General features: G+C 59.1%; 20 protein-coding genes. 12 read left to right on the forward strand and 8 right to left on the reverse strand.

Annotation, left to right across the window (positions count from 1 at the left end; translation table 11 throughout):
- Window positions 1–61 precede the first annotated feature (61 nt).
- A complete protein-coding gene (locus tag C0039_RS02655; protein ID WP_076000651.1) occupies window positions 62–901 on the reverse strand; it encodes an acyl-CoA thioesterase in 840 nt (279 codons plus the stop codon).
- 103 nt (window positions 902–1,004) lie between these two features.
- Here C0039_RS02655 and C0039_RS02660 point away from each other — a divergent pair, with 103 nt between their 5' ends.
- The 7 genes from C0039_RS02660 to alr all read left to right on the forward strand — a co-directional run bounded on the left by C0039_RS02660 (window position 1,005) and on the right by alr (window position 7,044).
- Window positions 1,005–1,790, forward strand: a complete 786-nt coding sequence (locus C0039_RS02660) for a putative hydro-lyase (protein ID WP_101517155.1) — start codon at window positions 1,005–1,007, stop codon at window positions 1,788–1,790.
- 19 nt (window positions 1,791–1,809) lie between these two features.
- Entirely contained in the window at window positions 1,810–2,541 is a 732-nt protein-coding gene (locus C0039_RS02665) for a 5-oxoprolinase subunit PxpA (RefSeq protein WP_101517156.1), read from the forward strand.
- A 6-nt stretch (window positions 2,542–2,547) separates the two neighbouring features.
- On the forward strand, window positions 2,548–3,225 hold the full coding sequence (gene pxpB / locus C0039_RS02670) for a 5-oxoprolinase subunit PxpB (RefSeq protein ID WP_101517157.1): 678 nt from the start codon (window positions 2,548–2,550) through the stop codon (window positions 3,223–3,225).
- A complete protein-coding gene (locus C0039_RS02675; RefSeq protein ID WP_101517158.1) occupies window positions 3,222–4,160 on the forward strand; it encodes a 5-oxoprolinase subunit C family protein in 939 nt (312 codons plus the stop codon). The genes pxpB and C0039_RS02675 overlap by 4 nt, the downstream gene beginning before the upstream one ends.
- Complete coding sequence (locus C0039_RS02680) at window positions 4,157–4,993, forward strand: glutamate cyclase domain-containing protein (protein WP_076000646.1); 837 nt, start codon at window positions 4,157–4,159, stop codon at window positions 4,991–4,993. Before C0039_RS02675 ends, C0039_RS02680 begins: the two co-directional genes overlap by 4 nt.
- A 108-nt stretch (window positions 4,994–5,101) precedes the next feature.
- Window positions 5,102–5,959, forward strand: coding sequence for an aminotransferase class IV (locus tag C0039_RS02685; protein ID WP_101517159.1), 858 nt, complete (start codon window positions 5,102–5,104; stop codon window positions 5,957–5,959).
- Window positions 5,959–7,044: an alanine racemase gene (alr, locus tag C0039_RS02690; RefSeq protein WP_101517160.1), complete on the forward strand. Its 1,086-nt coding sequence runs from the start codon at window positions 5,959–5,961 to the stop codon at window positions 7,042–7,044. The genes C0039_RS02685 and alr overlap by 1 nt, the downstream gene beginning before the upstream one ends.
- Before the next feature lie 24 nt (window positions 7,045–7,068).
- On the opposite strand, the gene C0039_RS21000 is transcribed toward alr, so the two are convergent.
- Complete coding sequence (locus C0039_RS21000; RefSeq protein WP_165787014.1) at window positions 7,069–7,209, reverse strand: hypothetical protein; 141 nt, start codon at window positions 7,207–7,209, stop codon at window positions 7,069–7,071.
- Between the two features lie 603 nt (window positions 7,210–7,812).
- Here C0039_RS21000 and C0039_RS02700 point away from each other — a divergent pair.
- From C0039_RS02700 to C0039_RS02715, 4 genes are all read left to right on the forward strand, one after another.
- A complete protein-coding gene (locus tag C0039_RS02700; RefSeq protein ID WP_133125927.1) occupies window positions 7,813–11,544 on the forward strand; it encodes a two-component regulator propeller domain-containing protein in 3,732 nt (1,243 codons plus the stop codon).
- Window positions 11,545–11,719: 175 nt separating this feature from the next.
- Window positions 11,720–11,959, forward strand: a complete 240-nt coding sequence (locus C0039_RS02705) for a TIGR02647 family protein (RefSeq protein WP_076000641.1) — start codon at window positions 11,720–11,722, stop codon at window positions 11,957–11,959.
- Between the two features lie 94 nt (window positions 11,960–12,053).
- Window positions 12,054–14,117, forward strand: coding sequence for a DUF3604 domain-containing protein (locus C0039_RS02710; protein ID WP_101517163.1), 2,064 nt, complete (start codon window positions 12,054–12,056; stop codon window positions 14,115–14,117).
- Window positions 14,118–14,216: 99 nt separating this feature from the next.
- Window positions 14,217–15,725, forward strand: coding sequence for a Ppx/GppA phosphatase family protein (locus C0039_RS02715; protein ID WP_101517164.1), 1,509 nt, complete (start codon window positions 14,217–14,219; stop codon window positions 15,723–15,725).
- Here C0039_RS02715 and C0039_RS02720 read toward each other — a convergent pair.
- The 4 genes from C0039_RS02720 to C0039_RS02735 all read right to left on the reverse strand — a co-directional run bounded on the left by C0039_RS02720 (window position 15,716) and on the right by C0039_RS02735 (window position 18,430).
- Window positions 15,716–16,705 (reverse strand): alpha/beta fold hydrolase, encoded by a 990-nt coding sequence (locus C0039_RS02720; RefSeq protein ID WP_076000638.1) that lies wholly within the window; start codon window positions 16,703–16,705, stop codon window positions 15,716–15,718. The genes C0039_RS02715 and C0039_RS02720 overlap by 10 nt on opposite strands.
- Before the next feature lie 53 nt (window positions 16,706–16,758).
- The gene (locus C0039_RS02725) at window positions 16,759–17,703 is read right to left on the reverse strand and encodes a Solitary outer membrane autotransporter beta-barrel domain (protein WP_101517165.1); all 945 of its coding nucleotides are present in this window, start codon (window positions 17,701–17,703) and stop codon (window positions 16,759–16,761) included.
- A gap of 32 nt (window positions 17,704–17,735) precedes the next feature.
- Window positions 17,736–17,975 carry a hypothetical protein gene (locus C0039_RS02730; RefSeq protein ID WP_101517166.1) on the reverse strand — a complete coding sequence of 80 codons (240 nt, stop codon included), beginning with the start codon at window positions 17,973–17,975 and terminating at the stop codon, window positions 17,736–17,738.
- Between the two features lie 116 nt (window positions 17,976–18,091).
- On the reverse strand, window positions 18,092–18,430 hold the full coding sequence (locus C0039_RS02735; RefSeq protein WP_076000635.1) for a P-II family nitrogen regulator: 339 nt from the start codon (window positions 18,428–18,430) through the stop codon (window positions 18,092–18,094).
- 213 nt (window positions 18,431–18,643) lie between these two features.
- On the opposite strand from C0039_RS02735, the gene C0039_RS02740 reads away from it, so the two are divergent.
- Window positions 18,644–20,056: an alkaline phosphatase gene (locus tag C0039_RS02740; RefSeq protein WP_101517167.1), complete on the forward strand. Its 1,413-nt coding sequence runs from the start codon at window positions 18,644–18,646 to the stop codon at window positions 20,054–20,056.
- A gap of 3 nt (window positions 20,057–20,059) precedes the next feature.
- Here C0039_RS02740 and C0039_RS02745 read toward each other — a convergent pair whose 3' ends face one another.
- Both C0039_RS02745 and C0039_RS02750 read right to left on the reverse strand, forming a co-directional pair.
- Entirely contained in the window at window positions 20,060–20,890 is an 831-nt protein-coding gene (locus C0039_RS02745; RefSeq protein ID WP_101517168.1) for a general secretion pathway protein GspB, read from the reverse strand.
- Window positions 20,891–20,893: 3 nt separating this feature from the next.
- A complete protein-coding gene (locus C0039_RS02750) occupies window positions 20,894–22,561 on the reverse strand; it encodes an ExeA family protein (RefSeq protein WP_076000632.1) in 1,668 nt (555 codons plus the stop codon).
- Window positions 22,562–22,612: the final 51 nt, after the last annotated feature.

Raw genomic sequence — 22,612 nt, forward strand, 5'->3', positions numbered from 1 at the left:
GTCGTCGGGCTTAAGCCCCCGACATTATAAGGTCTCTTGTTACAACGCAACCGGCTCAGCGTCAGCGCTTACGCATAAGGCCCTGCTGCATCACAGTGGCCACGTGCAGTCCATCGCGCGTGTGGAATCGCCCACGCACCAGAGTCCGCCCCCCGCTATTGCGCTCCAGGTTAGCGGTATGCAGCAACCACTGATCGGTCCTGCAGGGTGCATGGAACCAGATTGCGTGGTCCAGGCTCGCCACCTGCAATTCCATCTGCATCCAGGACCGGCCATGCTGTATCAGCCCGGCGTCCAGCACCATAGTGTCTGACATGTACGTCAGCAGGCATGCATGCAACGCCGGGTTAATGCCGACGGGGCCGTTGGTTTTCATCCAGTTCAACAGCTCACCTTCGGCCTGCTGCGGATTCTCCCAGTCAATGGGACGCACCATACGCACGTCCAGGTCCTCCCCGGTGGTAATCATGAAGTTTTCATCCAGCGTCCCGCTGTCGATGGCGCGCTGCCTCTCGCTGGGCAAGGCTTCGGGCGGGACAACCTCCGGAATCGGCTCCTGGAAATCAAAGCCGCCGTCGTCGGTCTGGAAGGATAGCGAACACACCAGTATGGGGCGCCCCTTCTGCAGTGCCACCACCCGGCGGGAACTGAAGCTACCACCATCCCTGGCGCGCTCTACCTCATAGACTACCGGTTCAGCGCAGTCACCGGGGCGCAGGAAATAGGCATGCTGGGAGTGAATCACCCGCGCCGGGTCAACCGTTTGCTGGGCAGCGCTCAAGGCCTGGGCCAGCACCTGCCCACCATAAACCCTGAAGCCTTGCGGGTGCATATTGCGCCCACGAAAACGATCTTCGCCCAGTGATTCAAGGGTCAGAATATCCACTAACTGCTGCAGCATGTTCGTTCTTCCGGTTGGTCTTGATAAAGCCAGCGGCCATTATCCAGAAATCGCAATCTGTGCCAAACTTAAGCGACATCTTTTTTAAATGGCAGGATCACCGATGACCCGCGATTTCTCTCCCGCTGAACTGCGCCAGGCCATACGCGCCGGCGAATTCAATGGCAATACCTCGGGTATCGCGCCAGGCTATGTGCAGTGCAACCTCGCGATTTTACCGGCGGACTGGGCCGATGAATTCCTGCGCTTTTGCCAGGCCAACCCCAAGCCGTGCCCGCTGCTGGCCATTTCACCGTCACCGGGCGACGCATCCTTACCACTTTTGGGGGATATTGACGTCAGAACCGATGTGCCAAGCTACCGCGTCTTTCGCGATGGCAGGCTCAGTGAAGAAGTCGCGGATATTGCAACGCTGTGGCGTGATGACCTGGTGGCGTTTGCCCTGGGCTGCTCATTTTCTTTTGAAGAGGCGCTGCTGGCGGACAGTCTGGAGGTGCGCAACGTCAGCGAAGGGGTTAACGTACCGATGTATCGCACCAACATTGATTGTACCCCCGCTGGCCGTTTTCAGGGCAAGATGGTGGTGAGCATGCGGCCGTTCAAAGCGGCCGACGCCATTCGCGCCGTCCAGATATGCACCCGTTTTCCCTCGGTCCACGGTGCACCTGTGCACCTGGGCGACCCGGCACTGATCGGCATAGAGAAGCTCGAAACGCCCGACTTCGGCGACGCGGTTACGGTAGCGGAAGATGAATTGCCGGTATTCTGGGCGTGTGGCGTCACCCCGCAGGTGGCACTGGAAAAGGCCAGGCCGCCCTTTGCGATTACCCACAGCCCGGGACACATGCTGGTGACTGACTTGCGCAACAGCCGCCTGGCCGTAATGTAAACCAACAGGTAGGAAACGAATGCTACTGAACTGCGACCTGGGTGAAAGCTACGGCAGCTGGACTATGGGCCTTGACGATGAGGTCATGCCACACATCGACCAGGCCAATATTGCCTGCGGTTTTCATGGTGGCGACCCGCTGACCATGCGCAACACCCTGACACTGGCCGCCACACACGGCGTCAGTATCGGCGCCCACCCCGCCTACCCGGACCTGGTCGGCTTCGGGCGACGATCCATGACGCTCACCAGCGATGAACTCATCGCCGCGCTGCACTACCAGGTGGCAGCGCTGGATGGCATGGCTGCCAGCGCAGGATTGACGGTCGACTACGTCAAACCGCACGGCGCTCTATACAACGATATGATGTCCAAGGCAGAAGTACGCGCCGCCGTCATGGAGGCGCTGGCGGCCTACCACCGCCCTCTGCCACTGATGCTGCAGGCCACACCAGAAGCTCATACCCATCGCAACGAGGCAGCGGTCCTCGGGCTGGAGGTGTTGCTCGAGGCCTTCGCCGACCGCTGTTATGACGACGACGGCAAGTTGCTGTCCCGTCGCCTGCCTGGTGCAGTGCACAGCCGGGACAAGATGCTGGCACAGGTTGCCCAGTTGCAGAACCAGGGCAGCGTGACCACGATCAGTGGACATACACTGCCGCTGGCGGCGGACACCCTCTGTGTACACGGCGACAATCCCGAGGGCGTGCAGGCTATTCGCGAAATCCGTGCCCTGGTGGGCGGGAAGTAGCAAACCATGGAACTGCACAGTGCGGGTGAAAATGCCCTGATTCTGTACCTCGGTAACGCGACCAGTCCGGAAGTATCCGCGCGGGTACAGGCGGCCGCAGCCGCCGTCGAACTGGCGCTGGGTGACGACCTGATCGACCTCGTACCTTCTTACGCCTCGCTGCTGATCATCTACAATTCCTTCACCACCGATCACCTGTCTGTAGGGCGCCGGGTGCGGGAATGCGTCACTCACCTCGCCGCCGCTGGTGAGCTCGAGGGCAAGCTGGTTGTCTTACCGGTGTATTACCATCCCGAAGCCGGCGAAGATCTCGCCGCGCTGGCTGACCGCGCCGGCCTCAGCATAGACCAGGTCATCGCCCTGCACAGCGAGAGCGAATACCGTGTTTACGCCATTGGCTTTGCGCCCGGATTTGCCTATCTGGGCGAGGTTGATCCGCGCATCGCTGCACCACGCCTGTCTACGCCCCGGCAAAAAGTGCCCCGTGGCGCAGTGGCCATCGCTGATCGCCAGACTGCTGTATACCCCGCTGTCTCCCCCGGTGGCTGGAATCTAATAGGCCGCTGCCCGGTGCGAATGTTCAATCCCGATGCCAGCCCCATCATGCCTGTAACCGTGGGTGATCGTGTGCGCTTCGAACCTATAGCGCGCGCCCGCTTCCTGGCCCTGGGGGGTGAGCTGTGAGCCTGCGGGTTCTGCAGCCAGGCATACTCTCCCTGTTGCAGGACGGCGGGCGCCAGGGCAAGCATCGCATTGGCCTGACTAACGGCGGCCCATTGGATCCGCAGGCCTTCAATTGCTGCAACCGCCTGTTGCAGAACCCGGTGGGGGCGACAGCGCTGGAAATCAGTTTTGGCGGGGTACAACTGGAAGCCGAGGTCGACACCTTTATTTGCCTGACTGGCGCGCAGATGACACTGCGCATCAACAAGCAGCCACAACCGTGCTGGGAAACCCTGCGGGTAAGGGCCGGTGACAATATCGCCGTAGAATTCGCCGAGCGCGGCTGTCGCGCTTACCTTGGCGTGGCAGGTGGGTTTGATGTTCCCCTCAGCTTTGGCAGTAGCGCTACGGTGATGCGCGAGCATATTGGCGGCCTCAATGGCGGCAAAATTGAGTCTGGAGACAGGCTGCCCTGCAGTGAGTCAAACGCACGCCGCAGGCTCTATCTGCCCGAGGACCTACAGCCGCGTTATCACGACATCGTCACCGTGCGGGTGATACCCGGCTACCAACAGGAGCAGTTCAATCGCTATCAGCAACGCCGCTTCTTCAGTCACGCCTACAGGGTTGGCGATCGCTGTGACCGCATGGGCTATCGCCTGGAGGGCCCGGCAATTGACTGTGACCTGCAGGGCATCCTCTCCGAGGGTATTTGCTTTGGCGCAATCCAGATCCCCGCCGACGGCCAGCCCATTGTGCTGTTGAATGACCGCCAGACGATAGGCGGCTACCCGAAAATCGGTTCCGCATTGTCGCTGGATTGCGGGCTACTGGCGCAATTAAGACCCGGGGGCACCGTGTATTTCACTGCGATTACCCCTCATGCCGCGCACAACGCACTGCACCTTGCGCAAAGTTATTTCCGTCGCCAACCCCTGATGGAGCGTACTCCGTGAATGAACTGGAACTGAGCATTGCCATCGAGAACGCCCTGGTAACGCGTAACCCGCGCCAGATGCAGGTCGCGCAGGCTGCGCTGGAACCCGGCTACTACCTGCGCGCTGCGCGACACTTGCGCAATGCAAAAGGCACCGTTCTCATTGGCACCGGTTTCCCGGTAAATGAAACTTTCGAAACTGACGGCCCGGTGGGTGCGATTGCGCTGTATGACACGCTGACGACCCTGGGCGCAGAGCCGGTGATAGTCTGCGGACCACCGCTGAGTCACTGCCTGGCAGACCGGTACCGGGTGCTGCCACTACTGGCGAGGGACATCACCACCGCCGAGGCAGAAGCGGCAGCAACTCTGCAACGCCTGCAGCCTACGGCGGTTATTTCTATCGAGCGCCCGGGGCTGAGCGAGGATAATCGCTATTACAATATGCGCGGAGAGGACATCACTGTCCGCTGCGGTTTTTTTGACCCCTACATGAACCTGGCCAAGTGCCCAACTATTGCCATTGGCGACGGTGGCAACGAAGTCGGTATGGGTAACATTGCTGACGCTATTAGCGCGTTGGACATCAACGCTGCAGTGACTGGCTGTGACGAACTGTTGGTGGCGGATGTCTCCAACTGGGGCGCATATGGGTTAATTGCACTGCTCGCCCGTTGGCACGATACGGACCTGCTCGCCAACATCTCGCCGCTGGCGCTTCTCGACTACCTCTCCGCCCACGGCAGTGTGGATGGCGTCACCCGCGAGAACACGCTGACCGAAGATGGCCTGGAAGCAGCCGAGGGGCAAGGGGTGATCGAAGCGTTGCGCCTGATTACCGGATTTACATAACATGGCTGCCACAGAGCGCAAGGTTTGCATCGCTCTGGCGGGTAAAGCGCGGCACTGGAATAGCGTGCCCGGCACGCACTTCAACGACAACGGAAACTGGTGAAGAACATGAATATCGTATACCTGAACGGCGACTACATGCCGATGGAGGAGGCCCGTATATCGCCTATGGACCGCGGCTTTCTTTTCGGTGACGGCATCTATGAAGTAGTGCCCTCCTACGATGGTAAAATGGTGGGCTTCGGGCCACACCTGGAACGCATGCAGGACGGTCTGGATGCGATTGAAATAAAGCTGACGGTAAACCATGCCCATTGGCGCGCGATCGCCGACCAACTGGTTGCACGCAACGGCGGTGGCAACCTGGGTCTCTATTTCCATGTCAGTCGCGGTGCCGACAGCAAACGCCACCACGCCTATCCGGAAAATATCGCGCCTACCCTGTACGCCTTCGCTTTCGAGATACCGCCGGCGCCGAGACCGGAGAAAACATCGGCTACAACCTACACCGTCGCCACTGCCGAGGATTTGCGCTGGAAACGCTGCAACATCAAGTCCACGGCGCTGCTGGGTAACGTCATGCACTACCAGCACGGACACGCGCAGGGCCATTCAGAAACGATTCTCTACAACATGGACGGCGAGATTACCGAGGCTGCGGCCTGCAACGTTTTCGTGGTCAAGCACGGCATCGTTTCCACTCCCTTGCTGGACCACCAGAAGCTGCCTGGAATCACTCGCCTGATGCTGCTGGAAATACTGCGCCGGGACGGCAGCATTGCGGTGCAGGAACGCGTGGTCAAGATAGAAGAACTGGACAGCGCGGATGAGGTATGGATTACCAGCTCCTCCAAGGAGATTGCCCCGGTCATTGAAATCAACGGTAAACCGGTAGGCAATGGCGAGATCGGCGACACCTGGCTAGCGGCGCAAACACTGTACAGCAAGCACAAATTCGATTTCTGATGAGCAGGGCAAACCAGGCGAAACTCGATCTGAGCGCATTGCGCCACAATCTGGCACATGCCAGGACACTGGCGCCGGCATCCCGGGTCATGTGTGTGGTAAAAGCCAACGGCTATGGTCACGGTGCTGTGGAGGTGGCGACAGCGTTGGACCCACTGACGGACGCGCTGGCGGTTGCCTGTATCGAGGAAGCACTGGAACTGCGCGAGAACGGTATCACCTCGCCGATAATGTTACTGGAAGGTTGCTTTGAGTCAGAGGAACTGGTGATCGCCGCGGAGCACAACTTCTGGGTAATGATCGACAATCAACGCCAGCTGGAGTGGCTGGAGCAAACCAGGCTGCCCGCCCCCGTCACCTGTTGGCTGAAAATAAATACCGGCATGCACCGGCTGGGTGTAAGCCCGGGCGACGCTGCTGCTTTTCACCAACGCCTGCTGGACAATGACAACACGCATGGAGAGATTGTCACCTGCACACACTTCGCCTGCGCAGATGAACTGGACAACCCGATGACCAGCGATCAGCTGCAACAGTTTGCGAAAGTCACCGAGGCGCTGCCAGGGCCGCGCAGCGCAGCCAATTCCGCTGGTGTGCTGGCCTGGCCGCATTCGCATTATGACTGGATACGTCCAGGCTACATGCTCTACGGTAACTCCCCCCTGAAAACAACGCACCCCAATACCACTGGCCTGCGGCCGGTAATGACGCTGGAGTCTGCTGTCATCTCTGTGCGCGAAATCGAAACAGGCGAGACCGTAGGCTACGGCGCGAACTGGACCGCCCAACGCCCATCACGTATCGCCACGGTGAGCATAGGCTATGGGGACGGATACCCGCGTATGGCCGCCAATGGCACACCTGTACTGGTCAAGGGTAAGCGCGCACCGCTTGCGGGCCGCGTATCGATGGACATGATCACCGTCGACGTCACCGATCTGGACGAAGTGAACATCGGCGACCGGGTGGTACTCTGGGGCAAAGACCTTCCCGTTGCGGAAATTGCACAAAGGGCTGACACCATCGGCTACGAGCTGACCACGCGCATGCCGGCGCGTACGCCACGAGTAATAGTTGAGCGCTAATCAAAGTCGACCACTATGCCGGGGTCAGAGAGCATTCATGTGTTCCGGATAGGCCGCTGTGCAGTGCCAGTGCCAGTGCCAGTGCCAGTGCCAGTGATAGTGATAGTGCGCCGTCTGGGTCAAAACAATGAGCAGTAAGCCGGTTACTTCGCTTTCCTTATCCACCAGTACCCCACAACTGCAATAATCGGCAGGCATACCAACGACCAGAAATTAAGTGTGATCATGACCTCGTCACCGTCGATCTGACTACCGAGGATAGTGAACACAAACGTCCCCGCCAGTAACGCAGACACTAATGCGATTCTTACCGTTTTACTCATTGTACTTACCTGGCGCCTTTCCAGCTTGCAGACTCTGGATTATCGATTAAAAACCCAGGCAGCGCATTGAAAAACCGGGCACTGTACTAGGCAATGGGACGCACTGTCCCCCTCGGGAAGCCATTGGCGGGCTCATGGCGTGTCAGTGTACCGGTATGATGCCAGGTTTCATGCGCTGATGTGCGGGTTGCCCAGGGCACACCTGCGCGAGCAGAGGTGCCTGCACAGCAATTCAATAAAACGTTGAAAATGGGATCCTGCGGCGGATTCTACAATTTGTAATTTGCAGGCATCCTCAATATAGTCAATTGAATGCACGCTGTGCATACAAACTGAATTACTGAAAAACTTAGATGACGAATTCCCGGCTACACCTTCGCAAGGCCAGTAAAGCATTCGGCAGCAAACTTTTCTGTTCTGTGCCCGCTTGATAAGTGGCAGGCTTTTGCAACGACTTCCTGCTCTGTGGGATGCAGCACTCGCATTCAGTTTGCTGCTCCTGGCCTTTGCTGCGCGAGCCGAACAGCCACCCATGGTCTTCACACATTTGTCGACAGCAGATGGGCTCTCCCAGGTAACAGTCAATTCAATCTTCCAGGACACCAGGGGCTTCCTCTGGCTGGGCACGCAAAACGGCCTGAATCGTTACGATGGCAACCAGATAAAGCGCTACCACCGGGAACGCAATAACCCTGGAGGACTGGCCAGTGATTTCATCCGGGCAATAGACGAGGACGCGGCTGGCAATCTATGGCTGGCGACGGAAGGTAGCGGCCTTGTGGTCTGGGATCGCCTAACAGATACCTTCAAGAGCTATCGCCACAATCCTGGAGACCCGACTTCACTTGCCAGTGATTCCATACGCGGCGTAGTCGTCGACCGAGGCGGGCGTGTGTGGGCAGCAACCCGCGACCAGGGCCTGGACCGCCTGGATCCCGTCACCGGTGAAATAACCCATTTCGTCCACAACGGCAGTGTGCCTGGGTCGATCAGCAGCGACCGGCAACTGCTGGCACTGCTGGAGGATAGAGACGGCTCGATCTGGGTTGGCACCAGTGCGGGACTGGATCGCTATGACGAGGAAGAGAACCGCTTCCTGCACTTTCTGCCACCTCAGGCTGTAAACGGTGTCCATGAAATATCGTCACTGGCCCAGGACCACCGGGGCAACATATGGCTGAGTAGCTTCAACGCGGGCCTGCAGCGACTTGACCCTGCCACCGGAGAATTCACCGGCTATACCCACTCAAAAGACGACCCATCTTCACTTGGTAACAATCATGTCTCAGCGGTCTTCGAAGACTCTAACCAGCGACTCTGGGTTGGCCATGATGCAGGACTGAGCCTGTTTGATTGGCACACCGGTAAGTTCCAGACCTACGCGCACGAACGCACGCGCCCCAGCAGCCTCGCCGGAAGTATTGTCAGCAGCATCAGCGAAGATCGCAATGGCCTGCTATGGATTGGCACCGAGAACAGTGGCGCAAGCCGGTGGAACTCCCGCAGCTGGTCACTGGGGCACCGCATACCGACGTGGCTGCCCGATGTCTCGATGATAAACGCCTTCGCTGAAACCGATGAGGGTGGTTTGTGGTTAGGCACTTCCGTTGGACTACTGCGAATGGGGAAAGATGGACTGGTCACCAGGGTCGCAGAAGACCAGCCCCCGGGAAATAAAGTAGTGATGTCGCTGTTGACTGACCGCAGCGGCCAACTCTGGATTGGAACAATGAACAGCGGCCTCTATCTCAGGCATACGGATGGCAGCATTCGGCCCTTTAGAGCGGCAGCTGGCGGTGAGCATGGCCTCGGGGCCGACGGCATTATGGGGCTCTTTGAAGACAGCTCAGGGCGCATCTGGATAGGCACGTTCAATGGCGGTGTTAACGTCTATGATCCGAAAACGGACGAGATCAAACGCTCACTGGACGCCACCGGCAAGTTCCCCTGGTTCGAGAGAGTGCGAGCAGCGACGATTCGCGAGGACGAAGAAGGGAGAATATGGGTAGGCACCTACGGGGACGGCCTGCTGGTGATAGCACCGGACCAGGGGCTCGTTCATCAGTTCCTGCATGATCCGAAGCAGGCTGGAAGCTTGTCCTCGAACACGGTTTACGCGTTGCATGCTGATACACGCGGTGGCCTATGGGTCGGGACTGGCGGCAGCGGGCTGGATTACCTTGCCGATACCACGGGGGATTTTCGGACGCTGCGGTTTGAAAACATTTCCCAGGCCGACGGCTTATCCAACGACGTAATTTATGCCATTGTCGCTGACAGCACAGGCCGATTGTGGCTACCCAGCAATAATGGCCTGATGCGCCTGGACCCGGAAACCCGATCAATCCGCACCTATCACACCAGCCACGGCGCGCAGAGTGATGAATTTACCTTCGGCGCCTATTTGCAATCCAGTAGCGGGCGCCTGTTGTTTGCAGGCACCCACGGCTATAACGATTTTGACCCACTGGAATTGCTTGAAGACAATATTCCTCCGCCGGTAGTGATCACCCATATAGAGGTACAAAATGAACCCTTATCTTCCGCTGTCGCTGTGCCGATGCTGGATGGGCTCGAGCTGGAATACAACGAGAATGCGTTAACAATAGAGTTCGCTGCGCTGGATTACACTGACCCCCGGCGCAATCGTTTCGCCTATCGACTGATCGGCTTCGACGAAAAATGGATACAGCTTCAGAACGAGCATCGTGTCAGCTACACAAACCTCGCACAGGGCACCTATAGGTTTCAGGTCAAGGCGGCGGGGGCAGATTCAGTCTGGAACGACGAGGGTGCGCAACTTGCCATTACAGTGCGGCCAGCGCCCTGGCGAACCTGGTGGGCCTATGCAATCTACACTGTCCTGGCAACGCTACTGGCGGTGGCGGTTTATCGACAGCAGACTCGGCGCTTTCGCGAGCAGCAGAAGTACGCGAAGCAACTCGCGCATGAGGTAAAGGCCAGAACCGCAGAGCTTGACCAGCGCAACGCCGAACTGGCGCATGCCAGCGCAGCCAAAAGTAGTTTTCTGGCCCGCATGAGCCATGAGATCCGCACACCGATGAACGGCGTAATGGGCATGGCAGAGCTCCTGTCTGCAACGGACCTGAACCCGCAACAGCAAAGCTACACACAAACAATCTCTCGCTCAGCCCGAACGCTGCTACAGATCATCAATGACATTCTCGATTTGTCGAAAATAGAGGCTGAGCAAATAGAGCTGGAGACCAAACCGTTTGCGCTCAGAAAAGTGATAGAAGACTGCCTTGCCTTGATTGCACCGCAGGCGAAGAAGAAAGATCTGGAATTGCTCACTTCGGTGGACCCCGATATTCCCGGCGTATTGATCGGTGACCGGCTGCGCATCTATCAGGTGCTGACCAACCTCCTGAGCAATGCCTTGAAATTCACCACGGAGGGAGAAGTTGTGCTCCGCGCCCGGCTCAAGCAGTCATCGGGCGAGCGCATTGTTGTGCGACTGGAGGTATCTGATACCGGAATTGGAATAGAGGAAGACGCCCTGGACCGGGTGTTCGAGGTCTTTAGCCAGGCAGATGAAACCACCTCCCGTCGCTTCGGTGGCACCGGGCTTGGATTGTCCATCTGTAAACAACTGGTTGAACTCATGGGCGGACAGATCGGCGTATCCAGTCAGCTGAACGCAGGGTCTACGTTCTGGTGCGAATTACCGCTCGCGTTGCCCGATGAAACACCTCTCACAGACACCGCGCCGGGTTCTCAGTCTCAGGAAGCCGAACGCCCCCCTGCAATATCAGGCGAGACAATAAGGCGTGTACTGGTAGTGGAAGACAATGTCGTAAACCAGATGGTGGCAGAGGCCACCCTCTCCCATCTGGGGTATCGGTCGAGCACTGCGCCCGACGGTCAGGCCGCGATTGCGCTACTGGCTGCAGAGCACTTCGACCTGGTGCTGATGGATTGCGAGATGCCCGGTATGGACGGTTTCGAAGCGACTCGCTGTATACGCGCGGCAGAGCAAGGCGATCAACATATCCCCATCATCGGGCTCACGGCCCACGCCTCCGAACATGCACGCGACGCCTGCCTGAAGGCAGGCATGGACGACTTCATTAGCAAGCCCTGCGCTATCAACGATCTGGCGCTAGTGCTGTTACGATGGCTGAAGCCGGTGGTTGATGAAAACGGAGGGGGTTAGCGCGTATCGAACCGGCGCCCATCCGGGTTGGGAAAATGCGAGCCCCGTTACTATGCCAACCCCTGTTTCCACGAAACCCGACTATTGTTGACCCTCAGATTACTAAAGCCCTATCCTCGGGCAAATTACTGGCCTACTATGCTGTTGAGACTCGCCCCTACCAGAGGATAAGACCTTGCGATTCACCCCCACCTCACTGGAAGAACTCAATCTGCTGCTACAGTTTCCTGTGGCAACAGCCAGCACCGGCATAAAGGTGCACTCAACGACTCGCCCCGAAGTTATTGCCGCGTGCCAGAACCTGTTCGACAAGGGCCTGATAGACCAACCCGACGGCGGCTATCTCACGGATGCGGGCATAGAAGCCCTGGACCATGCGCAATCCCTTTGCGGCCTATTGGCAGAGAAGAAGTAGAAGCCCGGTTTTCCCGGGCACCGCACAGCGGCCCACGGCCCAGGTAGACCGCCAATATTTCCAGCCCGCCATCAACGTGCTTTAATCACGCACAATGAATATAACGATAAAACGTGCTGCTAAAGCACTGCTCTGGTTTTTGCTACTGCTACTGCTGGCCGCGCTGCTCTCCTTTTTCTGGTTGCGACATGAGTTCGCCCGCGTGCAGAGCGCGGGGATGCAAAGCGAATACTGGCGCAATGTGCCTGTGCAATCACTCGAACCGGGACTGACCGCACCGCGGCCCTGTCATCAGACGCCCCATACACGTGCCTTCTTCGGTGCACTGCACGTGCACACTGGCGCCTCCTACGATGCCAGCGCGTTCGGCATCACGGTCAGCGTCGATGACGCCTACCGCTTTGCCCGTGGCACAACCTTGCCACTGCGCCTGCGCGCTGACCCGGAGGGATTCGGCGCACCCGTACAGACCATTAGCACGCCCCTGGATTTCATGGCCGTCACCGACCATGCAGAATCACTGGGAGAGGCGCGTCTCTGTTACACGCCAGGCAGCAGGCCGTACGGCACGCTCGTATGCCGACTGTACCGCGGTGACGTCCGCCTGCCCGTGGCGGCTGACACGCAACCCATTATGCGCCTGGCCACCCTGGCGATTTTCGGTAAGGATCGCTCTGCACGTGTCTGCGGGAAGGATGGCAGCCTCTGTCGCGAGCGCGCGGCCGATACCTGGCAGGACAATCAGCGCAGCACCGAACGCTGGCATGACCGCAGCGAGGAATGTGACTTCACTACCTTGCATGCCTATGAATACACGCTCGCCGAAGCCTCATCCAACCTGCACCGCAACGTGATATTTCGCTCCGCGGTGGTGCCGCAGGCCCCGCTGGGGTCAAAAGACGCGCAAACACCGGAAGCACTGTGGCAATGGTTGAAGCAGACCTGTATCGACGGCAATCCGCAATGTGATGTTCTCGCTATTCCCCACAACGGCAACTGGAGCTCTGGTCGCATGTGGTATCCCTACAGTAACCGCGACCTGAGTGACAGAACACGCCGCCAACAGGCAGAGCTGCGCGCCGAGCTGGAACCCCTGGCGGAAATAATGCAGACCAAGGGTGATTCGGAATGTCGCAACGGCATCGATAGTGTGCTGGGCCCGGCGGACGAGTTCTGCGACTTCGAGAAACTGCGCGCCGCCAGCGAGCCGATTGAGGACTGCGAAGAGTCTTTCGGTAGTGGGGGCATGATGCTCTCCGGTTGTACGTCACGCTATAACTTTGTTCGCTACGCGCTTGCCGCAGGCCTGCGTGAACGCAGGGAACTGGGCGTAAACCCCTTTGCAATGGGGATTATCGCCGCCACGGACACGCATAACGGCATGCCCGCGGCTGACAGTGAAAGTCAATATATGGGCTCGCACGGTATGGACAGGAATGTGCTCAGCCGCCTGCAGGGCACCAAGGAAGTACCCGGGGGAATCGGCAAGGGCTCACCGGTTCGCTACGGGCCTGGCGGCGTAGCCGGTATCTATGCGCGCGAAAACAGCCGCGATGCACTGTTCGACGCCATGCGCAGGCGCGAGACCTTCGGCACCAGCGGACCGCGAATTGAGCCACGTTTCTTCGCCGGCTGGGAACTGGACCAGGTTGATTGCCAGTCACCGGACTTTGTGGAGCAGGCAGGTAGACTGGGCGTACCAATGGGAGCAGCGCTTTACTCACACGACGACAGCGCCGACCCCCTGGGACCCGTTTTTCTCGCCAGCGCAACGCGTGACCCGCGCGATGGTGCGGGCCTTTTACAACGGATTCAGGTAATCAAGTCGTGGGTGGATAGCGCAGGTGCGACACACCAGGCGGTGCACGATATCGCTGGCGACCCGAACAACGGCGCCGGCGTTGACCCGGAAACGTGTGCACTCAGCGGCAGCGGCTTCAACCAACTCTGTGCAACATGGCGCGACCCTGATTTCGACGCTGCTCTCTCGGCAGTGTATTACGCCCGCGTACTGGAGAACCCCAGCTGTCGCTGGAGTCGGCACGCGTGTATTCGCCTGCCGGAAGCTGGCCGAGCGCCTTCCTGTGGTGACCCGGACCTGCCCTGGCAGATTCAAGAGCGCGCCTGGACCTCGCCCATCTGGTACTACGCGGACTGAAGGTGCAGGCGCTAGCGCATGGTTGACCATAGATCATGTGCGTGAAGTAAACTAATCCATTACCATGGGTGCTCAAGAACGAAACAAGAGTCCAGCCACTTGGCAGCCGAGCACAATAACACCCTCCCCGATGGCAGCGTATTGGCCGCCATTGACCTTGGTAGCAACTCTTTCCACCTGATTGTCGCACGCATCGAACACGGCGAAATGCGTCCTGTAGAGGTGCTGGCAGAAAAAGTACAGCTGGGCGCGGGCCTGGAACAAGGTCGCTTATCGGCCGATGCCATACAGCGCGGCCTGGACTGCCTGTCGCGCTTTGCCCAGTTGCTGGACAGCCTGGAACCGACCCGTATCCGCGCCGTGGGCACCAATGCGCTGCGCCAGGCCAAGAACCGCCTGGACTTCACGCTGCCCGCCAAAGAGATTCTGGGTAGCCGCGTGGACGTAATCTACGGGAGAGAGGAAGCCCGTCTGGTCTATCTTGGTGTCGCCCACACACTAGCGGACGATGCCAACTCCCGGCTGGTCGTGGACATCGGCGGTGGCAGCACAGAGTTCGTCATTGGTGAGCGCTTTGAACCGCAAAAGCTGGAAAGCCTGCAGATGGGTTGCGTGTCGTATGGCCGCAAGTGTTTCCCAGGCGATGTGATCAATGCAAAAAACTACCGGCTGGCCTATGACCGGGCACGGGTGGAGACCTCACATATACGTCATCGTTATCGCGCCGAACACTGGGCTGAGTGTGTAGGCTCCTCCGGTACGCTGAATGCCATCGAGTCGATCGTTACTCTCAACGGCTGGAGCGATGGCGGCATTACCCGTAAATCACTGAGCAAGCTACAGCAGAAACTGCTCAGCTTCGGCCGCTTCGACGAGATACAGCTGGAGGGGCTTTCGGAAAATCGGCGCAATGTCATTGTGCCGGGTGTAGCCATCGCCAGCGCCCTGTTCGACATACTTGGCGTAGAACATATGCGGACTTCGCGGGGCGCCCTGCGCGAGGGCGTGATTTATGACTTGATGGGGCGACTCCGCCACGAGGATGTTCGCGAACGCACGATCAACGCACTGGTACAACGCTATTCGGCAGACGAGGATACCGCAGCAGTGGTGGAGCGACGCTGCCGTACATTATTCTCTGCTACCGCGGGCAGCTGGCGACTGCAGGATGAGGACTGGGAACTTCTACACTGGACCGCGCGCACCCATGAGATCGGCATGGCTATTTCCCATAAACACAGCAACCGTCACTCTGCCTACCTGTTACGGAATGCCGACCTTCCCGGGTTTTCGCAGGCGGAACAGGAAAACCTGGCCATACTGTCCCAGGGCCAGCGCGGCAAGATTCACAGTGACACGCTGGACGATCTACCCAAACCGGAACGCAGGCGGCTGCGTTACCTGCTGGTGATTATTCGCCTGGCGGTGCGTTTCAAGTACGTTGAAACGCTGGCCGAGTTGCCAGACTTCGGCGTAACGGCCGACGATTCATCGCTAGCGCTGGGCTTCCCGGAAGGCTGGCTGGAGGAACACCCACTCACACTAAGCGAGCTGGAGCAGGAAAAAGCCTATCTGGGCAGGCTGGAGATCGCACTGAGCTACTCCTGAGGCGCCTCAAGTTTCTGGTATATATCTGCAAGATACTCGAGCAGAATCGCGTTGACCTCATCGGCTGCTTCCAACTGCACCATGTGACCGGCACCGGGGATCATCCGCACCGCCCGTAGATCTGGAAAAACAGCGCGCATCAGCCCGATAGGGTCATCACCGTGAAAGCCTTCCAGGTCGACATCGTGCTCACTGCCAATAAAGTAGGCGGGTACAGCGCTCTGCACGCCCTCAAACGGCCTGCGATCCTGCCACTTGATATCCATGGAACGGTACCAGTTAAGGCCACCGGTAAAGCCACTGCGACTGTACTCAGTGACAAAGAACTCCATCTCCAGCTCAGAGAGCCAGGGCCAGGGCAGTGGCGGCGGCTCAGCCATCGCATCCATGTACGAGGTGCCAGGGGGATATTGGAAGCAGTCGAAGTAATTACCGGCACCGCTGAGCGTATGGAACACCTTGTGCAAAAAGCGCCGCGGTTGCGCCTCCAGCTCACGGTCTGCGCGCGGCGGCTCTCGAAAATACTCGATGTGCAGAAAATGCTCCTGCGCAACGCGATGGTACTCAGTAAGTGGCGGCTCTTCCGGGTTGTGCGGAGCAGCCGGATTCTCAAGACCGATGACGGCGATAACGCGCTGCGGTTGGCGCAGCGCCAGGTCATAGATTGCGAAGGCACCAAAATCGAGGCCGGCGAAAACAGCGCTTTCCAGCCCCAGGTGATCCAGCAGCCCGACCAAATCCCCCGTAATCGGGCCCACGCCATAGGCCTCCGGTTCTGCCGGTGCATCCGTCTGCCCCATACCGCGCATATCGGGCACGATCACCCGGTAACCAGCACCCGCCAATGCAGTGATTTGCCGGTGCCAGCTAAACCAGATGTGCGGGAAACCGTGACAGAGTACTATCGGTAGCCCCTCGCCCTCCTCCACATAGTGCATGCGGATACCGTTGATGTGGGCGTAGTGGTGAGTCCAATTCATGCTAGCCTCGTCCTGAACGTTCTTCGCCGGCCGTATCCAGGCCCGTAATCCTGCTAATAGTCATAATTAAAAACCAGGTTCCAACCGCGCAAATCACTGCCGGTAACGCCGTGCACGCCGACGGTGAACTTCTGCAAACCCAGTGAAAGACCCAGATCAGCAAAGCGACTGAAACCCAGTTCTTCACGATTGGCGCCGATAAACTGGGTGACACCGAGATGGCCTATTATATGCACGCGGTGATCACCTATCTCCCAGCCCAGCGGGTGACTGGCATCGATGCTCGCACCAATGTTGCCAGCCTCGTCAGTGAACCCGGAAAAACGGCGCGACTCATCAAAACTGTCAATATAGCTGCCACTCAAATGGGCCCTGGCCTTGATCCGCCACTTTTCGTACCGGCGATCGTAGCGCAATGCCCCGGAGGCCCGGAGAATACTCGCCATTGTGTCCCAGTTATACAGCACGCCGTCCAGCGCCGGGGCCACTATGGCCTCGAGCGCCCTGGAGTCATACCTGGCATTACTCTCCAGACGGGTCACCCCCACCCCCAGGCTGGGCGCGAAGTAAAGGTGCTCTGTCAGGGGCAAAATCATACCCCCTTCCAGCAGGGCACCGTAGCCTTTCCAGTTAAAGTCAATGCCAGTGCTCAACCCCGGAGCGAGCGACAGGTCAGCGTCTTCTTCCATATCGAGGTAACTGGCGGTGGCCTGGAAAAACCAGCGGCGACCTTCACTGCCCGAGGGAAACTCCCGGTAAAACGGTAGCTTCACGGTCAGAATTTCGAGATCGCCGACTGCGGGGTCGTTTTGCTCCGCCGTGTAACGCCCCGCGGCAATTTCAGGCTGGGCCTCAAAACTGACCATTTGTGCGTAGCCCGCCTGCAAGCTGCGGGTGTCGAGGTCCAGGTCCTGACTATGGGAAGCGCTGGCCAGGCAAGCCGCTGTTGCCAGAGCCGGCAGCTCACAGCCAAGCAAGCGATACAGAGATTGACGCATACTGGAAGCCACGCATCGCCCTTTAGTCACCACTACTGCTCCAAACTTTTCAGCGCGTCAGTCTCCACACCGTTGGTTACTTCATTTGCGACGTTATGGGGACGTGGCCAGGCCTTGCCACCTTCCTGCCCGACCCGGTAACCGGAATAGGCAGCGCCTGCCGCCACACCGGCGGTCTGCGACCGCGCCTGCAGGCGCTTGCCCTCAGCCTCCCCGGCAAGCCAGCCTTCGCGGTACCCTGCATCAGTGGCAAAACGCGCGATCAACTTCATTCACTTACCCCTGCCAGCATAGATCGCTGCAATCACGGCTCGCCGCCATCAAGTCCTTACAGATCGCAACCGCGTTCATACCGCCGCCAGCATGGATTTTATTGGTATACCCTTGATCACAGTGCGTCGTCACCCGTCTCGCCGGTACGGATGCGTATACTCTGTTCCAGCGGCGCGACGAAAAGCTTACCGTCGCCAATCTTGCCGGTGGCTGCGGCGCTGCAGATTGCCTCAATCGCCGCGTCCAGTTCCGTATCGCTGGCGGCGATCTGAAGTTTCACCTTGGGCTGAAACTCAACCAGGTACTCGGCACCGCGGTATAACTCGGTATGACCCTTTTGCCGTCCATAGCCTTTGACCTCTTCTACTGTCATGCCGGCAATACCCACCTCCTGCAAGGCCTCACGGACATCATCCAACTTGAAGGGCTTGATAATCGCAGTGATCATTTTCATTGAGAGAATCCCGGAAATTACATTTTTAGAACAGCGTTTCCGCACCACGTGGTGCTTTGGGGCAGCGCCAGCCCATCCGGCAAGCGGCCTCCGCAATCCTGCCACAAGATGCCCGTAAAGGTAAGCGCATGACCGGCCAGAGGTGCCGCCACTGTACCAAACACCTGCTTCGTGTTATCACCTTGCCTTCAATACAAGGCGGGGCAGCCCAGCATGAAATACCTGCATTCGATTGTTTGCGCTCTGGCCGTGGCAGCCGCACCTGCGGCGGTGTCACAGACCGGGCAGGAGGACACTACTCATTCCCGCCAGGTAATCCTGATCATTGGCGATGGCATGGGTGAGCAGCAGATCACCATCGCCCGCAACTACCTTGAAGGCGCCACAGGACGCCTGCTAATGGACAACATGCCTGTGCGCGCTGCGGTACAAGTGCTGACCATAGAGGACAAGCCGGCAGGCAAACCGGTGTACGTCGCCGACTCGGCCAATACGGCTACCAGCATCGCAACCGGAGTCATAACCAGCCCTGGTCGCATCGCCACCTCAGCAGGCACTGATGAAGACCTGACCACTATTGTTGAACTCGCCGAGTCCGCCGGCTTCAGGACCGGACTGGTCACCACTGCCAGCGTCACCGATGCCACTGCTGCCGCCTTCGTCGCCCATATCAGCATGCGGCTCTGCGAGAACCCAGAGCTTGTTGATGAAGTCTTCTATGACGCAGGGTACCGGGACATACATCTGGGCGGCTGCCCGCAAGACGCGAGGAAAAGGGGTGGGCCCGGCGCTATATCCGAGCAACTGGCAAGGTCCTCGGTAGATGTCATCCTCGGCGGCGGCGCCAGGCACTTTGCTGTGCGGACAGAAGCCGGCCATGGCAGCGTGCTGGAACTCGCCCGTGCTGAGGGGTTCCACACAATAGACAATCTGGAACAACTGCAGCGCAGCCAACCGGGGCGGCCCTTGCTTGGCCTCTTCGCCAGCGGAAACCTGCCGCTGCGCTTGCAGGGTGAAGCCGCACGCATTGCCGAAAAACCCAAACCCAGCCTGCTCAACCGGCTGCACCCTTACCTGGGCAGCGTGACTCTGCCTGAGACCATGGCCTGTGAACCGAATCCGGCGTTTAAGGGTACACCCAGCCTGAAAAAGATGACCGACACCGCGCTGGAACACCTTGCGGCGGACAACGACCGCGGCTTTTTCCTGATGATCGAGTCAGCCTCCATCGACAAGGCAGCCCACAAACGCAATCCCTGCGGATCAATTGGCGAAGTAGCACAACTGGAAGAGGCGCTGCACACCGCGCTAGCCTTTGCAGCGAAACACCCGCAGACACTGGTGCTGGTCACCGCTGACCATACCCAGGCCGCCCAACTGGTCCCCTACACCAGCCTCTATGCGCAGTTCCCCGTGCCAATCTATACGCCCGGGCATCTGGCACGTATTGAGACACCCGAGGGCGGTGTGATGGCTGTCAACTATGCCACCAACGACTTCCGCCGCGAGGAGCATACCGGCGCGGCTGTGCCGCTCTACGCCAATGCGGAGGGCATCGGTCGCGTATCCCCTTTCCTCCCGCAACCGGAGCTCTTCGCAATCATGGTGGATTACCTGGGACTGTGAGCGCTACAGGTTTACCCAGCTGTTGAGCGCCCGCAGGCGGAACTGCGTGCCCTCATGGTTCAGCACTACCGAGTCGGCCAGTATCTCTTCCACACGTATGCCCGGAGCAGGGCTGTCGCCCTTGGCAAGAGGCTTTCCATTGAGCACTACGCGAGACTGGCTGGCACGGCCTGAGTACTCGTGACGCTGGTAATAAACCGTAGGGATAGCATCCTTGGCCTGTTGTGAGAGTTCGCTGATAAACGGTGCCGGGTGCTCTGCCAACCTGGCGTCTTCCAAATCACCCTCGGCCTGGCGCACCAACCGACCTATATCCACGTCCGTCTCTTCCGGGGCAGCAACTGCCACCGGTGTGGGCGCTGCCTGCTCCCGTTCCAGCTGAGGTTTCGTCTTCGGCGCTGGCCCTGCCGCCAGGATATCGGGTGTGCGCTCAGCCGGCTGGTACAAAGCCTCAACTTCGGGCGCAACCGCTGGCTCGACGGCCGGAGTCGCAGGCTCCTTGATGGCGTTATCCGCGGAGTCCATGGCTGCCGCGGAATCCGCCTTCAACGGCTGGCGCTCCGGCAGTACAACAGGCGCGGCAGGCGCCACTGCGGACTGCCCCGGCCCGGCGGCAACCATCTCTTGCGGTGTCGCCATGTCAACGTGCTTGTCGCTATCGCTCCTGTCCCAGACCAACCAGGCTATCACCAGCAGCGTGCACAGCAATGCAATGACCAGCAACAGCAGGCGTCGATCCGGCTGCTGCTCACTGTATGCGTGGCGGGTGGCCAAACCAGGCACTTCTCCACTGTCTTCACGTGATCGGTTGAGCGCATCCAGAATCAGTGACATAGGCTACCCCCCTGCAGCCGCTGGCTGCAGCGCAATGCGGGCCTGCGTCGCGGTGATATCAATCCCCAGTGCTTCATTCAGTTTGAGCAGGGTTTGCCTGCCCACTACGCCGTCGTCCTCCAGGCCATGCTCGCGCTGGAACAACACCACACGTTGTTTCAGTGCAGCGCTGAACTGCTGTCCCGCGAGCGGACGGGTTTGCCCGTCCAGCCGGGCGAACAAATGCGCCACCCTGGCGACCACCGCACCGCTGTCGCCCTGGGTCAGGGCTTGCTCGAAACCTGGCGGGACATGCCACAGGTAGCGATAAGTCCCGGTCCAGAAAGGCGCCAGCTCAGCCAGCTGAACCTCGCTGGCCGCTCCGTTGACGACTACCCATGCGCGGCGACCCTCAATACCCAGAAGTAAAACCCCGGCGGCAAAGCGCTCGGGTGTAACCATATCCAGCAGCAGTGGCCGGTCAATCACGGCCAGTTCATCCCATGTTCCGGCCCGGGCTTCGATACAGGCGATACGCCCGGAGGGATCTGCACAGAGCAAGTCTGGCGCAGGCTGGTCGCTGGACATTGCCCACAGCCGGGCACTGGCATCATCCGGCGGCAACAGCCAGGCCAGCGTGTTTTCCGCCGGGTCCGGTTCTGTTCCGGGGCCTTCTGCTGCAAGCTGTTCCGGCGGCGCCTCGATTGGCACCTGTGCAACAACCGGTTGCTGGCTCACGGCAGGTGCCAACGATGGTGTGATTGCGCCCCCTGGCACCGGCGGCGCATCCATCTCCAGTACCCACCAGGTCACACCTGCCCCGATCAACACCAGCGCGGCCAGTGCCAGGGGCCAGCGCGCAGCATGCTTCGGCCCGTCTTCACCCAGCACCTCGCGCGCTGCCGCGCGCAGGGTTGCGCGGTCGGCTCGGCTCTTGTTGCCACCATATGCCCCAAGCAGCACACGGTCGCACAACACATTGATCAGCCTGGGAATACCCCGGGTACGCTGGTAAATACCACGGACCACGGCCGGGGGGAAAATCTCGCGATCGGGCGTCATGCCCGCTACCTGCAGGCGATGGTGTATATAGGCACCGGTCTCGATGAGGTTGAGTGGCTCCAGGTTGTAACGTGCGGTAATACGCTGGTTGAGCTGGCGCAGTTCCGGGCGAGCTAACATTTGTGCCAGCTCAGGCTGACCGATAAGAATAATCTGTAACAACTTTTCACTGTTGGTTTCCAGATTGGTGAGCAGCCTGATCTGTTCGAGCACATCGAAATCCAGATGCTGTGCCTCATCGATCATCAATACGGTCTTGCGCCCGCGGGCATGATTGTCCAACAGGAAACGGTGCAGGCTGTCGGTCAGGGTCTTCAGGGTGTGCTTATCGGCATCGTATTCTATGCCCAGTTCATCACAGACCGTCGCCAGCAGTTCCATGGCATTGAGCGCCGGGTTGAGAATGATAGCGACGTCAGTATCGTGGGGCAGCTGCTCCAGCAAGCAGCGGTTGATGGTGGTCTTGCCGGTACCCACTTCTCCGGTAAGAAGGATAAAACCGCCCCCTGCGCCGACCCCATAGAGCAGGTGCGCGAGCGCATCGCGATGCCGCGCACTCATAAACAGGTAGCGCGGATTCACGGCGATGGAGAACGGGGCCTCTGCCAGGCCAAAATACTGCTGATACATATCGCCCCATTATGCACCAACCCCGGTACTTCTTGAACGCTACACTTAGCG

The organism is Pseudohalioglobus lutimaris (genome assembly GCF_002866825.1).
Taxonomy (GTDB): domain Bacteria; phylum Pseudomonadota; class Gammaproteobacteria; order Pseudomonadales; family Halieaceae; genus Halioglobus; species Halioglobus lutimaris.

Bases quoted from the DNA above. Each gene is read 5' to 3' on its own strand.
- pxpB (WP_101517157.1), top strand. From the start codon at position 2,548: ATGGAACTGCACAGTGCGGGTGAAAATGCCCTGATTCTGTACCTCGGT.
- C0039_RS02740 (WP_101517167.1), top strand. From the start codon at position 18,644: ATGAAATACCTGCATTCGATTGTTTGCGCTCTGGCCGTGGCAGCCGCA.
- C0039_RS02730 (WP_101517166.1), bottom strand. From the start codon at position 17,975: ATGAAGTTGATCGCGCGTTTTGCCACTGATGCAGGGTACCGCGAAGGC.
- C0039_RS02720 (WP_076000638.1), bottom strand. From the start codon at position 16,705: ATGAATTGGACTCACCACTACGCCCACATCAACGGTATCCGCATGCAC.
- C0039_RS02725 (WP_101517165.1), bottom strand. From the start codon at position 17,703: ATGCGTCAATCTCTGTATCGCTTGCTTGGCTGTGAGCTGCCGGCTCTG.
- C0039_RS02735 (WP_076000635.1), bottom strand. From the start codon at position 18,430: ATGAAAATGATCACTGCGATTATCAAGCCCTTCAAGTTGGATGATGTC.
- C0039_RS02745 (WP_101517168.1), bottom strand. From the start codon at position 20,890: ATGTCACTGATTCTGGATGCGCTCAACCGATCACGTGAAGACAGTGGA.
- C0039_RS02710 (WP_101517163.1), top strand. From the start codon at position 12,054: ATGAATATAACGATAAAACGTGCTGCTAAAGCACTGCTCTGGTTTTTG.
- C0039_RS02685 (WP_101517159.1), top strand. From the start codon at position 5,102: ATGAATATCGTATACCTGAACGGCGACTACATGCCGATGGAGGAGGCC.
- C0039_RS02665 (WP_101517156.1), top strand. From the start codon at position 1,810: ATGCTACTGAACTGCGACCTGGGTGAAAGCTACGGCAGCTGGACTATG.
- alr (WP_101517160.1), top strand. From the start codon at position 5,959: ATGAGCAGGGCAAACCAGGCGAAACTCGATCTGAGCGCATTGCGCCAC.
- C0039_RS02660 (WP_101517155.1), top strand. From the start codon at position 1,005: ATGACCCGCGATTTCTCTCCCGCTGAACTGCGCCAGGCCATACGCGCC.
- C0039_RS02655 (WP_076000651.1), bottom strand. From the start codon at position 901: ATGCTGCAGCAGTTAGTGGATATTCTGACCCTTGAATCACTGGGCGAA.
- C0039_RS02750 (WP_076000632.1), bottom strand. From the start codon at position 22,561: ATGTATCAGCAGTATTTTGGCCTGGCAGAGGCCCCGTTCTCCATCGCC.